Source organism: Amphritea opalescens (assembly GCF_003957515.1).
GTDB lineage: Bacteria > Pseudomonadota > Gammaproteobacteria > Pseudomonadales > Balneatricaceae > Amphritea > Amphritea opalescens.
The window spans coordinates 51,081-65,251 of sequence record NZ_RQXW01000016.1 but is presented as its reverse complement, the minus strand read 5'-3'; the positions used below and the strand labels follow the sequence as shown (position 1 = coordinate 65,251).

Below are 14,171 nucleotides of genomic sequence, written 5' to 3'. Positions count from 1 at the left end.
TGTCCTATAAACAGCCGGAGTTTTAACGGGACTGCGACTGACAGAACCCCTGCAGGTCATGACAGAAATCACGGATCAAATAGAAGATAAACAGAGTACTGGCAACAAACAAACTACTCTGAGATAAGTACCAAGGAAGATGAAACACTGTGGTCGTTTGGCCTTTTTGCAGCCCCCACACCATCAAATCATAACTCCAAGTTGCAAACATCACCGCCATAAAAAGAGAGACCGTCGTCGCTAACAGATGCATAAAACTGATGATGCGTTGGTTATCCGTGGCTACCTGAACAAAATCAGCACAGAGGTGTGTGCGATCACGGGAAGCAAGCACCGCCCCCAGCATATAAAGCCACATTGCGCCCATTAGAATAAGCTCTTCAAGACCAAATACCGGAGTACCCAGTACCGCCCGGCTGAATATGCCGTAGGACAACATCAATGCGATTGCCAAACTGATCACCACCACAATAGGCTTAACAATCAGTACCAACAACATATCCACTTTTTCGATAAAACGGAGTAGTCCCGTCATTAGATTTCTCCTGAGACTTGAATAAAGAAGCAGCCGGCGATAAACCGGCTGTAAATTACTGCTTCAGAGCGTGTTAAACGTCATAGAGAATTATTCGCTCGATAGCAGGTCAGAGGAATAACTATTGAGGGACTGATGCGTTGGCGCGAAGCTCATCCATCAGTTCTTTACCCAAGGATTCTTCAGCCATAGGCCATACCTCAGCACGGACACGCTTAACCCAAGCGGCCATCTGTTCGGTGGTTGGCACAATATACTCCATCCCCGCATCCTGAGCCGCTTTTATCCACTTGGCATCTTCCGTTTTGGCATCAACAAATTGCTTGTCGATCACAGCCTGTGCAGCAGAAGCGATGATGTTCTGATCTTCAGCATCAAGCTCTTCCCAAGCTTCGTTGTTCATCAGCATCGCGTAAGAAGAGAAGTTATGTTTTGAATGAACGAAGTAGTCCAATTGATCACGAAAATATTCATAGTCCCAGTAGATAACATTACTGGAGTCGCCATCAACAACACCCGTCTGAATTGAAGTATAGACTTCAGCCCAGTCGATAGGCACGGCTTGAAAACCCATCGCTTGCATTGTCTGTGGTAGCGGGAAAACCGGCTGAGAACGCACCTTCATACCCTGAGCATCTTCAAAGCTTGTCGCATAACGGCCTTTTGTAGCGATACCGCCGAAACCTTCAGGATAAGGTCCGAAGTACTTCAAACCAATATCGGCATAAACGGGACCAAGAATGTTTTTCAGCCAACCATTTTCACCATATGCCGCTAGTGCATCCTCCCAGCCAAGCGTCAGATACGGAATATAGTTAACCCCTAGTCGCTCATCATAGGATGTTTGCGGCCAAGTCAGCATCATATGGATATTACCCTTCACAAGCTGATCGAATAGCTCTTGCTGTCCGCCCAGTTCACCTTGATAGAAGATATTAACCTTCATTCGCCCATCGGATTTCTCTTTTATCAGATCAGCCCACATCTGCATCGATTTACCTGAAGCAGAATCACGATCACCGGATTCAAGCGCCAAATTAAACTTATGATTATCGGTGCTTGCTGATACATTCAAACTGGCAGTCATAGCAACAGCAGCTGACATAGCCGCTATTCGGGAGATTTTTAAAAGCTTTTTAGCGAATATTTTCATTCTGTAGTCCTGTTTTATTCTTTTAAATTATGAAAACAAAACCGTCTAAAAACATATTTTTTTCAAACACCACTGGTGTGCGATGGATAACAAAATGTTTCTAAAACGTACATGAAGTATAAAAACCATGACCAATCATCGTCCAATGACTAATTCACCGCACTTTCCATAACTTATCGTTATGAAACAACATCACACAGCTGTACAAAAAGAACACAATTTCCAATATCAAAAATAAAAGACAACGAAAAAATAGGATAGGATACATAGACGCATTAATTTTGGATACATACGTTAATACAGTAAAAAATACCCCCGAGTAGACAGTGTAAAATCCGAACGAAAAAAGGCCCGCCATAAAATATGACGGGCCTTTATTATATTTTTTATAACGATCTCGCTACCTAATTCAAAGCTCCGTACCGGCCATCCACTCTTTCCATCGCATGGTCGCATTTGCCCCTAACGATAAAAAAGGTTCAGGGGGTAAGCGCTTAGGTTGTTGATGATCAAGATAATCGGTTAATAAATCAGAACGTCCTAATACCGCCATTTCCGCTGCCATCATCCCCGACAGCGTCCCTTTAACGGTTCCCAATCCATTCTGACAGCAAGCCGACCAAACCCGCTCTTCAATCTCGCCAAACGCGGGCATGGAGTTCAATGACAAACAGAGTCGCCCACCCCAGCGATACTCCATCTCCACCCCATCCAACATTGGAAAACGATTAGCAAAGGATCGATCTTGCAGGCCCGCCGCCCGCTTCATATTCTTAGGGCTGACTTCAATCGATTGATTCAGGGTTGCATGGTTGCGGATCACGATCCGGTTGCCACTGCCACGGTAATCTGAGCTTCGCCGTACCGTGGTGCCCATTGGATCTGCCGGTAAAACCCCCCAGTCTGCCACGCCCCCTAAACGGCTGATTTCCTGCGGAGTCAGCGCCCGAGTCATCGATGCATAGGTAAACACATGCAATAACCGACTAGGGAAGAAGCCGAAGGATTGAATATGCCCGTTGACCGCCAGAATCACCCGCTTAGCACGTACGCTGCCGCCCGGCGTGATTAAACGGTGCTCCGCGCCAAACTGCATCGACGTTACCGGGCTATTCTCATAGAAAGATACCCGCTCGCTCATCCCTCTCGCCGCTTGTCGCACAAAGGCCGCGGGCTGAATCATCACCGCCCCTGGGGTGAATAACCCCTGTTGATAAAAATCACTACCGGTCCAATCTTTCATATCGGCAGCACTTTTCAGTTCATAGGCTTCGCCGAGGGCATCCAAGTGGCCGCGATAACTGTTGATATGCGCCAGACCTTTAGCTGTACCTGCGGCGGTCATTTTTCCGCAGGGATCAAATACCTGACGTTCCATGCCATAGGCTTCTGCCGTTTCACGGGCAAACTCAATCGCGGCACGGTTAAGACGAATCTGTTGTTGATCCTGATGCTGACTGCCAGCATAGGTGTCCGAATTCAGTTCATGGGGTAGATCAATCATAAAACCACTGTTACGACCGGCTGGGCCATCGGCTAGCCGGCTGGCTTCCAGTACCACGATGGATTCATCACCCACTAACTGACTGAGACGGCGTGCCGCGGCTAAGCCGGCAAATCCACCTCCGACCACCACCCAATCCGCATGAATATCATCCTTTAACGTCGGATAACCGGCGGATGATGGCAAAATACGATTCCACGCGGCGGGACCAGGGTCTTTCGGCAATCGTTTTACGTTTATCCTGTTCTTCATAAATTTTTCCGCCCCTATCATCAGGCAAGCGCCTCCCATGAGCGAACCCCGTCCTAGCGGTTCGCCCTGAGTTCTATACCTAAATATCGGGTGCTTTAACTTTCAGTCAGCGCAACGATCTACGCTTCATCACCTAGATCGACCCAGATCGTTTTCAACTGCGTAAACTGATCATGGGCATGAATGGAATTATCACGGCCACCAAAACCCGATTGTTTATAACCACCGAATGGCGTGGTGATATCACCTTCACCAAAGCAGTTAACCGTAACCGTACCCGCCCTGAGTGCCTGAGCCGCACGCATAGACTTGCGAGCATTCGCCGTAAAGACAGAGGCCGCCAGACCATATTCAGTATCATTGGCAACTGCGATCGCTTCTTCATAACTACTCACGGTGATCACCGAAAGCACAGGACCAAAAATTTCTTCTTGAGCTAAACGATCACTGTTTTTAACATCGTCGTAGATCGTCGGCAGAACATAGCAACCATCGACAGACTCACCGCCCATGATTAGCCGGTGCCCGTCTTCTTTAGCGATGTCGAAATACTCTGTGACCTTATCGAAATGACCTTTATCAACCAGTGCACCTAATTGATTGCTAGGGTCAAGGGGATCACCGGTTTTCCACTCTTTGGCATGGGCTACAATTTTTGCCAGCAATGCCTCTTTAACACCTTCCTGAACAATCAAGCGAGAACCCGCAGAGCAGTTTTCACCCATATTCCAGAAAGCAGCAGCAACCACCTGTTCAGCCACCGTATCCAGATCTTCTGCATCATCGAGCACAACACAGGGGTTTTTACCGCCCAGTTCAAGCACGACTTCTTTGATATTAGAATCGGCAGAATAGTTAAGGAAACGACGTCCAGTGACTGTCGAGCCGGTAAAGGTCACCATATCAACATCCATATGACGGCCAATCGCCTCGCCCACAACACGACCCGAACCGGTCACCACGTTGAACACCCCTGCAGGCACGCCCGCTTCAGCGGCCAACTCAGCCACCCGAATGGCCGTCAATGAGGTCTGCGCAGCAGGCTTCAGTACTACTGAACAGCCCGCCGCCAATGAAGGCGCCATCTTCCAAGCCAACATCAAAATAGGGAAATTCCATGGCAACACCGCACCGACCACACCGACCGGTTCACGCACCACCATCGCCATCGCACCCGAACCAACAGGCGCCGTCTGATCATAAATTTTATCGATCAATTCCGCATGCCAGCTGATGGTATGAACCACTTCAGGAATATCGATGGTGACACAGTCAAAAATAGGCTTACCTGAATCGATAGATTCTAATACCGCCAGCTCATCACCATGTTGTTCGATCAACTGGGTTAACTTAATCAAAATACCTTTACGTTCTGACGGATGCATCTTGCTCCAGCTGCCGCTTTCAAACGCTGCTCGCGCACTCGCCACCGCATAATCAACATCCTCAGTGGTACAGGCCGCAATCTCGGTAATCTTCTCGCCGGTCGCTGGGTTGGTGACCGCAATGGTGCCGCCATCGCTGGCGGGCCGTAAGCTACCATTGATAAAACTCATGGACGGTGGCGTCAGTTGAGCGGCAATCGCTTTGTATTCATCCTGTGTCAGTAGATCGGCCATGGTTCAGTCCTCCGCGACAATGTTAGCAATATTCGTTTTCAGTTGAGCCACTACCTGTGCCATGGCTTCTTTCTCTGCATCATCAAGACCGAGCAACGGTTTGCGTACTTCGCCACCAACACGACCATCAAGGGTGACACCATGCTTAACGCTCTGGATAAACTTGCCGCCCTGTTCCAACACATGCATCAACGGCATCATCTCAGTCATAATGCGACGGCCTTTAGCAAAGTCGTTCTCGACAACACAGGCGTTATAAAGCGCCATATGCTCTTTTGGCAGGAAGTTAGAACCGGCACATACCCAGCTTTTAGCACCCCAAGCGAAGAACTCCAGCGCCTGATCATCCATACCACAGGCAACCTGAATCCGTGGATAATCATTGATCAACATATGCAGACGATTAATATCACCGGAGCTCTCTTTGATGCTGCAAATATTGCTACAGTCGGCGATACGATCAAAAAATTCCGCTTCCATATTCACACCCATGCGGTCTGGGTAGTTATAAAGCATCGCTGGCAGACCCGCCGCCCGGTCAAGTGTCATCACATGCTCGGCCAACTCTTGCTGAGTCGGGAGCGAATAAGGGGGGGTTGCTAGCAGAATGACATCCGCTTCATATTTAGCAGCATCTTCAGCTAACTTAATCGATTGTTTTGGATCAATAGAGCCGGTGCCAAAAATAATTTGCAGCTTTTCTTTGCAGATTTGACGGGCAATTTTCAGTAGCTCAACCCGCTCCTCATGACTTTCAACATAGTATTCACCGGTAGTACCACCGATCATCAAGCCCTGAACACCGGCATCGAGGAGGTACTGAACATGGGCAGCATAGGCATCGTAATCGATGGAGAAATCCGCTTTAAACGGTGTAATTACTGGCGTGTAAATCCCTTCGAAATGCATTCAATTCACCTTCGTTATCATTATCATATGTGACCGAACTCACCTATTGAGGGGTGATCCGAACTTATTAAAATAGTAACGACAGGGGTGATAGCTCCACAATCAACCTTTTTTGCGCGCTAAACATAACTTCAGGTTATGAAAAGAAACAGAAAACAGCCGTCTAATGCAGCATTAATAACCTATCAATAGGTCGAGTATCCGGTCACGGCTCTGGAAACAGGGCCGTTGAATACCCTATACTGTTGTTAATTGACTATTCTAAAAATAAAAAAGAGCCTCGCCATGTGCCATATTTTTGCTGGACAGAATCCTGAAAATTATAAATTCATCTCCCGTTCACTCCGCCTAGGTGGCCACTCCACCAGCGTGAAATTGGAAGCCAAATTTTGGAGCATTCTCGATGGGGTGGCTGCGGAACAGACCATGAGCACGCCTCAATTCCTCTCCAAAATATATGATGAAGCGCTTGTTATTAATGGCGATGTGCCTAACTTTGCGTCTTTATTGCGTTGCGCCTGCGCACTCTACCTAGAGCAACCCGATGAAGTGATGACAACCGCCCACGAACAACTCCTGGCTGCGAGTTAAGCTAACTTTTTGGTCACTTACCGCCCGTGTGGTACTCCAGTACCACCAAGCGAGCGCGGAAAGAATTAACCTCTACTGTATCAATCAGATGAGGTTAATTTCGCCATGGCAAAAGCTATCCACTCAATGATCCGAGTGTTTGACTTAGATCGCTCACTCTCGTTTTACCAACAAGCGCTAGATCTCAATATCGCAGACCGCCTCGATTTTGACGGCTTTACACTGGTTTATCTGCGTAATGACGAAAACGATTTCGAATTAGAACTCACCCATAATCACAGTCAAACCGAACCTTACACCCATGGTTCCGGCTATGGCCATCTCGCTGTCTGTGTGGACGATGTCGCCGCCACCCAAGAAAAACTGACAAAACTGGGTTTCCAACCCGCTGAGGTGAAAGAGTTTCACCGTGATAATCAATTATTAGCGCGTTTCTTTTTTGTCACCGATCCCGATGGTTACAAAATTGAGTTTTTAGAAAAGCATGGCCGCTATCAATAACGATCTGCTACAGCATTCCGAAACCACAACAATAAAATTCCGGAGTTGAGTATGAAAAAGCAAAACTTGAGCCGCAGAAGCTTCTTAAAAAAAGGCACCATGACCGCAGCAGGTGCCGTTGCTATCGCCCTATCAGGCATCAGCATTAGCCCCAGTGCGTGGGCAATGACACTAACCACGCTGGATCATAAAACAGGTAAGAGTCTCTCGGCGCTTTGTCGTGTGCTCTACCCTCACAAGCAACTGACTGATGTCTACTACGATGCCTGTGTCGAAGGATTAGATGCTAACGCCAAAAACGACCCTGCATTACTGAAACTACTTAACGAGGGGGTTCAAACCCTCAATTCACACAGCCAAAACAATTTCTTAGCATTATCTGCTGAGCAGCAACTGCTCGTGGTTAAGAAAATAGAAGGTAGCCCTTTCTTCAATCAGGTGCGTAGTCACATCGTGGTGGCACTGTATAACAATGACAAGATCTGGAGCCTATTCGGTTATGAAGGCCCATCCTTCCCTTACGGTGGTTATCTAGAACGTGGTTTCGATGATATCGACTGGCTGCCAAACCACTAAAAAAGATTGAGGATAATAACAATGAAAAAATTTGATCTAAACGATAGCAGTGTTGTGGTTGTCATCGGCTCTGGCGCCGGTGGCGGTACGCTCAGTAATGAATTAGCCCAGAAGGGCGTTAACGTCGTCTGCCTAGAAGCCGGAAAGCACCTCGATTTTAAAACCGATTTCGTTAATAAAGAGTGGGAAATGTTTTCCAAAGAAGCCTGGTTGGATAAACGCACCACCTCCGGCGAATGGCGGGTTGCTAAAGATTTTCCTAATTTACCCGCATGGATCTGTAAAACCGTCGGCGGTTCCACGTTACATTGGGCGGGGGCCAGCTTACGCTTTCAAGAACACGAATTTAAAGGCCTCAGCACCTATGGTCATGTTGAAGGCGCCAACCTGTTAGATTGGCCCATTACACTTCAAGATCTAGAGCCCTATTATGATATGGCCGAAGATAAAATGGGCGTCACACAAACCAACGGCATCCCCGCACTCCCAGGCAACAACAACTATAAGGTGATGGAAGCCGGCGCCAAACAACTCGGTTATAAAGAAGTTCATACCGGACGCATGGCCATCAACTCACAACCTCGAGATGGTCGTGCATCATGTCGTCAGCTAGGGTTTTGTTTTCAAGGTTGTCGGATGGGCGCGAAGTGGTCAACACTTTATACCGAAATCCCTAAGGCAGAGGCTACCGGTCATTTCGAACTACGGGCCGAAGCTCATGTATTAAAAATCACCCATAACCAAGCAGGCAAAGTGGACGGCGTGATTTACGTCGATGCCGATGGCCAGCAGCATACTCAGAAGGCACGCGTTGTCTGTGTCGCTGGGAACTCGATTGAAAGCCCACGCCTACTACTCAACTCTGCCAGCGCACAGTTTCCAGATGGCCTTGCCAATAGTTCAGGACAGGTCGGCAGAAACTACATGCGTCACGTCACAGGCTCGGTCTATGGGGTTTTTGAACAACCCGTTAATATGCACCGTGGCACCACCATGGCCGGTATTATTCAGGACGAATCCGAACACAACCCTACACGGGGCTTTGTGGCGGGTTATGAGATGGAAACCATATCACTCGGCCTGCCCTTTTTAGCGGCCTTCCTTAACCCCGGCAGTTGGGGTAAAGAGTTTACCGGTGAACTGGACAACTATGAGAATATGGCCGGTATGTGGCTTGTTGGTGAAGATATGCCGCAAGAAACCAATCGAATTACCCTCAACCATGAGGTTAAAGATCAATATGGTCTGCCGGTGGCTAATGTCCATGTCACGGATCATCCTAATGATATCGCCATGCGTGAACAGGCCTACAAACAAGGTGCCGCCGTCTATGAATCGATTGGCGCGCTCAACACCATTCGTGTACCGCCCTACCCGAGCACCCACAACCTAGGCACCAACAGAATGAGCCTTAACGCTAAAGACGGCGTGGTTAATGGTTGGGGCCAGAGCCATGATATCGACAATCTATTTATATCCGATGGTAGTCAGTTCACCACAGGCGCGACGGAAAACCCGACGCTTACCATTGTCGCCTTGGCGATTAGACAATCTGAATACATTGCCCGTCAAATGGCCGCCATGAACATCTAAACCGCGCTTCACTTAACCGGCCTGATCATCATTCGGCGCAGTGAGGCTGCGAAACGATCAGGTCGGTGATCTCATTTAAGTGAACTCCCCCCGCGTCTGAGGGGGCTTTTTATCAAATCTAATCGCTAATAACCTAGGAGATATTGTTGCCGTCCTTCGTTGCACGCCTGATGCAGAGCAAAACAACCTTGATATGAGCTGGACTACGGCTTCAATGGTTGAGTTGGCGTGCTTACATCTCGATTCAAACAGGTATCTTCCGTTTTAATCACATCCAGAAACCAATCTTTAAATGCGCGGAAAGCGGGGTTATCTTTTTTACTTTGCGAGTAGGTAAGATAGTGGAGTTTTTCTCGATATTCCGCTTCATAGTCCCCCACCCGAACTAGCCAGCCCTGTTCGATCATAGGCTTAACAAGCTGATTCCAGCCTAGGCTAACACCCTGATGGTTCAGTACCATCTGAATCAACATATTATAGTCATTCGCATTGAATAGATGCCGCGCCCCCTCGCTATCGATATCCAGTGAAACCCCATGGCTACTCAGCCACACCTCCCAGTCTACATGCTCCGCAATCTGCGAACGCCCATACGGGCTAAGGTTTAGTAGCGTTGTATTGAGCAACCCATCCAAGGTAACAATATCGGGGTTCTGCTTTAAAAACAGAGGTGAACAGACCGGATAGATCAGATCATAAAACAGGGGAATAGAATGATAACCTTCACGGGGATCGCTCACTTTATTGATAAAGATGTCAGGATGTATACCCGGCTCCATCTTTAGAAAGTTATTGGTGGTCACGATATTCACATCAATATCGGGATGGCCGGCAAAAAAACTGGGTAAGCGGCTCGATAACCAAAAAGCTGAAAAAGCGGGCGAACAACAGATGATCAGTTCGTGCTTACGTTTATCGCTGTTTTTAATCCGCTGAGCGGCCTGTGCAATATTTACGAACGACAGATAAGCTGCATCATAAAAAATCGTCCCCGCCTCGGTCAGCTCAACCGCTCGGCCCGCCCGTTTAAATAAACTGACACCTAGTGAAGCCTCCAACTCTCTAATCTGACGACTGATCGCCGCTTGAGTCACGCACAACGCTTCGGCTGCACGGGTAAAGTTTTGATATTTAGCGGCGGCAACAAACGACCTAACTGCTCGCAAGGAGGGCATCTTCACTAAAATCTGATCGGGCTCTACATGTTTAACCATAACGTCAGGTATTCAATTCTCTTAATAAAAAGTCGCTTTATCGGCTTTTAGTCCAGCCATAAACTCAGATTCATAACTTACATAAAATCAAGCATCATAAAGCAAGTTTAAAGTAGGTCAACGAATGTCGATCTTTAGGCTAACAACTCAAGTGAGGTCACCGCAATATTTTTAACCTCTCATCAACAATAGCTGTGTCACTTCACTAGCGGATAAAACAACAACAATGACACCTCAACCACTTCAAAGTAACAAGTGCCCCAAAATAACAAAGATGATGTGCAGTATAGCCTCCCTTTTCCGTATTCATTACTCGAGAACCATTTGACTCAACGAACCCTATGGAGAGGTCATCTTCGCCACGGATACTCCCACCTCAATGGTAAAATAGAGGCCAATTAAAGTAGTTCCACTGTTATTGCTACATCTATGACGGAAAATAGCAGTACAATCACTGATATAAACGGCCCGACTTATATTTAAAGAGACGCTATCAATGGCAGCCCCATCGACCAAACGAGATTTCAGCAAAGCGATCAGCAATACCAATAAGGCATTTTTAAACGAGAATAACGACCAACAAAAGCTCATAAAAGTCGGTTTTATTCTGCAGAAAAATTTCTCGATGGTTGCCTTTACTGGAGCGGTCGATGTATTGGTGACCGCGAACCTGGTGCTGCCTGGGCAACACTTTGATTATATGACGCTGGGGGTCGATTCACGGATGGTCACCAGTGATCTTGGTATCGATATCGCCACCGGCAGCACGATTGAAGCCTTAGCCATTCAGCATCGTGATGAACTGGACATTCTGATTGTCTGCGGGGGGTTTCGCTGCTCACTAGAGCCCAATGCAAAACTCACCACCTGTCTGAGGGCGGCCGACAAACTGGGGATCACTCTCGGTGGCTTATGGAACGGCGTCATTCCACTGGCCCATGCCGGCCTGATGGAACAGGTCGAGTGCGCAGCCCATCCCGATAATCACGCTTACATGCGAGAGCACTTTCCCAATACCCGTGTATCGAATAACACTCTGGTGATTGGTGAAAAACGCGCGAGCTGTGCCGGCCCCGTTAGTGCGTTGGAAATGATGTTGAAACTTATCGCTCAACAACAGGGGAGTGAGATTGTGCGCGCGGTCAGAGAGATTCTGAGCTGCGATCAGGTAGCGGAAAACCAAGAATCCATACCTCTGCAGATAGGCGATAATCCAACCTTTCCTGAAACCCTGCGCAACATCATGGTATTGATGCGTAACAATATCGAAGAGCCTCTCAGCCTTGAAGAACTAGCGGACTGTATCGATATCTCCCGACGTCAAATGGAGCGTCTGTTTCAGACACATCTTGAAACGAGCCCTTCACGCTACTATCTGGAACTACGGATCACCCATGCCCGTCGCTTATTACTACAAAGCAATGAAAGCATCACCAATGTGTCTCTAGCCTGTGGCTTTGTTAGTACCAGCCACTTCAGCAACTGCTTTAAGGATTATTTCGGTTTATCTCCCAGCGCTGCACGGCAGAAACAGAATAGTTGATTGCGGCTAGCCCCTCATAACGGGTGAAGAGAAGTCTAAACGGTGCCGTAACATCTAGCGTCTGGTTCAATGCCCTCTCAACTCTTTCTACGCCAACACAACGCTGCTTCCTTGAAACCTGTCGTTATCAGTTACGGATCTATGGCTGATACATATCCTTACGGTACTATCACTCAATAACCCAGCCAAGTGGCCTTGAAATAAATATACCAGAAGCGACATCGACCCTAATCACCAGCATTCCCTCCACCTGCTCACTGCCCATTCACGTCAATGAAATATCTTTTTGCGACATTTCGTCTCTATCGGCTAAAAATCAACCGAAAAGATTAAATAAATTTATCTATTTAAAATCATATAGTTATTTAAACAATAACGACTAGTGTTCAAAAAACAACCTCCTTCATACTGTCGCTTAGAAAATTTAAGTTCTAAAAGCGACACCTTTCACTTTTGACATTTGCTCAAGAAATAGCCAGTATTATTTTTAATTAAACGATCAATCAATAAAAAATAATATGCTCGCGAATCTAATAACTTGAACTGCCTCGCGTCTTTATAGGCACTTTATTAGCGTCGGTTGAGCATCCGTCATCCAAGCCTGGTAGCACTCATTGAGTGGTAGGCTGAGAATTAAGTGAGACGAATACCTATGCAAAAAGCTCTATATATCAATGGCCGTTATCAGGATGCGACCTCCGGTGAAACCTTTACCAGCGTCAATCCCGCGACGGGTAAGGTCATTGCCGAGGTGCAACAAGCGTCTCTGGCCGATGTCGATCTAGCCGTTGCCGCGGCTAACAAGGGCTTTAACGTTTGGTCCTCTATGAGCGGCGCTGAACGGGGACGAATTCTCATGCGGGCGGTCGCTATTCTCCGCGAACGTAACGATGAACTGGCAATGCTGGAAGTACTCGACACCGGTAAGCCGCTACAGGAAGCCAACTGCGTCGATATCGCCACCGGTGCCGATGTGATTGAATATTATGCTGGGCTTGCGGCGTCCATTCATGGACAACAGCAAGATCTAGGAGGCACTAACTTCTTCTATAGCCGCCGTGAACCCTTAGGCATCTGTGCCGGTATTGGTGCATGGAATTATCCGATTCAGATCGCGATGTGGAAATCTGGCCCCGCGTTGGCCGCCGGTAACTGCATGATCTTTAAACCCTCAGAAGAAACACCGTTGAGCGTGCTTAAGCTGGCCGAGATCTTTACCGAAGCGGGATTACCTGATGGTGTTTTCAATGTGGTGCAAGGTGATTACCGTGTAGGCCAAGCACTGTCTCGCCATCCCGAGATCGCCAAGGTGTCCTTCACCGGCGAATGCGGTACCGGTAAAAAAGTGATGGCCGATGCCGCAGGATCTCTCAAAGAGGTCACGATGGAGTTAGGCGGCAAGTCACCTCTGATTGTGTTCGAGGATGCCGATATTGACAATGCGGTCTCCGGTGCAATGCTGGCAAACTTCTATACCCAAGGTGAAGTTTGCACCAACGGTACCCGAGTGTTCGTCCATGACAGCCTCTATGATGAGTTTGTCCAGAAAGTTGCCGAACGCACCGAACGCATGATCATCGGTGATCCTACCGATCTCAATACTCAGGTAGGCGCACTGATCTCAGAGAATCATATGGAAAAAGTGCTTGGGTTTATTGATGCCGCCAAAGCCGCCGGAGCTCGCTTAGTCTGTGGCGGTGAACGGGTCACTGACAACGATTTGGCTAACGGCTTTTTTGTTAAACCAACGGTCTTTGCCGATTGCACCGATGAGATGCCCAACGTCAAAGAAGAGATCTTTGGCCCCGTCATGTCGATACTGCGTTTTAGCGACGAAGAAGAGGTCATCGAGCGTGCTAACGATACCGAATATGGACTCGCCGCCGGTATCTTCTCGACGAATTTCGCCCAAGCCCACCGCGTGATTGCACGCCTGCAAGCCGGTATCTGTTGGATCAATACTTGGGGAGCTTCGCCCGCCGAGATGCCCGTCGGTGGCTATAAACAGTCTGGGGTTGGCCGTGAAAATGGGATTGAGACACTCAATCATTACACTCAGGTCAAAAGTGTCTATGTCGAACTCGGCGATGTTGAGTGCCCTTATCAATAACCACATCAGCCATGGCCGAGTTGCCCTAAAAGCCTAAGGTAGAAAACAGCAGCATAACGATTACGCTCAAC

At 47.9% G+C, this 14,171-nt stretch carries 12 protein-coding genes; 6 read left to right on the top strand and 6 right to left on the bottom strand.

Annotated elements, in window-relative coordinates; genetic code table 11:
- Positions 1-22: 22 nt before the first annotated feature.
- From EH243_RS15220 to EH243_RS15200, 5 genes are all read right to left on the bottom strand, one after another.
- Positions 23-535, bottom strand: a complete 513-nt coding sequence (locus EH243_RS15220) for a TRAP transporter small permease (protein ID WP_126159521.1) — start codon at positions 533-535, stop codon at positions 23-25.
- Between the two features lie 121 nt (positions 536-656).
- Positions 657-1,688 carry a TRAP transporter substrate-binding protein DctP gene (gene dctP, locus EH243_RS15215; RefSeq protein ID WP_241235103.1) on the bottom strand — a complete coding sequence of 344 codons (1,032 nt, stop codon included), beginning with the start codon at positions 1,686-1,688 and terminating at the stop codon, positions 657-659.
- Between the two features lie 409 nt (positions 1,689-2,097).
- A complete protein-coding gene (locus tag EH243_RS15210; RefSeq protein WP_126159520.1) occupies positions 2,098-3,444 on the bottom strand; it encodes an NAD(P)/FAD-dependent oxidoreductase in 1,347 nt (448 codons plus the stop codon).
- A gap of 119 nt (positions 3,445-3,563) precedes the next feature.
- Positions 3,564-5,063, bottom strand: a complete 1,500-nt coding sequence (locus EH243_RS15205; protein ID WP_126159519.1) for an aldehyde dehydrogenase — start codon at positions 5,061-5,063, stop codon at positions 3,564-3,566.
- A gap of 3 nt (positions 5,064-5,066) precedes the next feature.
- Positions 5,067-5,972, bottom strand: coding sequence for a dihydrodipicolinate synthase family protein (locus EH243_RS15200; protein WP_126159518.1), 906 nt, complete (start codon positions 5,970-5,972; stop codon positions 5,067-5,069).
- 285 nt (positions 5,973-6,257) lie between these two features.
- On the opposite strand from EH243_RS15200, the gene EH243_RS15195 reads away from it, so the two are divergent.
- From EH243_RS15195 to EH243_RS15180, 4 genes are all read left to right on the top strand, one after another.
- The gene (locus tag EH243_RS15195; RefSeq protein WP_126159517.1) at positions 6,258-6,563 is read left to right on the top strand and encodes a ribbon-helix-helix domain-containing protein; all 306 of its coding nucleotides are present in this window, start codon (positions 6,258-6,260) and stop codon (positions 6,561-6,563) included.
- A 105-nt stretch (positions 6,564-6,668) separates the two neighbouring features.
- A complete protein-coding gene (locus EH243_RS15190; RefSeq protein ID WP_126159516.1) occupies positions 6,669-7,064 on the top strand; it encodes a VOC family protein in 396 nt (131 codons plus the stop codon).
- A gap of 51 nt (positions 7,065-7,115) precedes the next feature.
- Positions 7,116-7,640 carry a twin-arginine translocation signal domain-containing protein gene (locus EH243_RS15185; RefSeq protein ID WP_126159515.1) on the top strand — a complete coding sequence of 175 codons (525 nt, stop codon included), beginning with the start codon at positions 7,116-7,118 and terminating at the stop codon, positions 7,638-7,640.
- Positions 7,641-7,661: 21 nt separating this feature from the next.
- The gene (locus EH243_RS15180) at positions 7,662-9,233 is read left to right on the top strand and encodes a GMC family oxidoreductase (RefSeq protein WP_126159514.1); all 1,572 of its coding nucleotides are present in this window, start codon (positions 7,662-7,664) and stop codon (positions 9,231-9,233) included.
- Positions 9,234-9,436: 203 nt separating this feature from the next.
- Here EH243_RS15180 and EH243_RS15175 read toward each other — a convergent pair whose 3' ends face one another.
- On the bottom strand, positions 9,437-10,447 hold the full coding sequence (locus tag EH243_RS15175; protein ID WP_126159513.1) for a LysR family transcriptional regulator: 1,011 nt from the start codon (positions 10,445-10,447) through the stop codon (positions 9,437-9,439).
- A 496-nt stretch (positions 10,448-10,943) separates the two neighbouring features.
- On the opposite strand from EH243_RS15175, the gene EH243_RS15170 reads away from it, so the two are divergent.
- Together EH243_RS15170 and betB are read left to right on the top strand one after the other, a co-directional pair.
- Positions 10,944-11,990 carry a GlxA family transcriptional regulator gene (locus EH243_RS15170; RefSeq protein WP_126159512.1) on the top strand — a complete coding sequence of 349 codons (1,047 nt, stop codon included), beginning with the start codon at positions 10,944-10,946 and terminating at the stop codon, positions 11,988-11,990.
- Between the two features lie 652 nt (positions 11,991-12,642).
- Entirely contained in the window at positions 12,643-14,100 is a 1,458-nt protein-coding gene (gene betB, locus EH243_RS15165; protein ID WP_126159511.1) for a betaine-aldehyde dehydrogenase, read from the top strand.
- Positions 14,101-14,171: the final 71 nt, after the last annotated feature.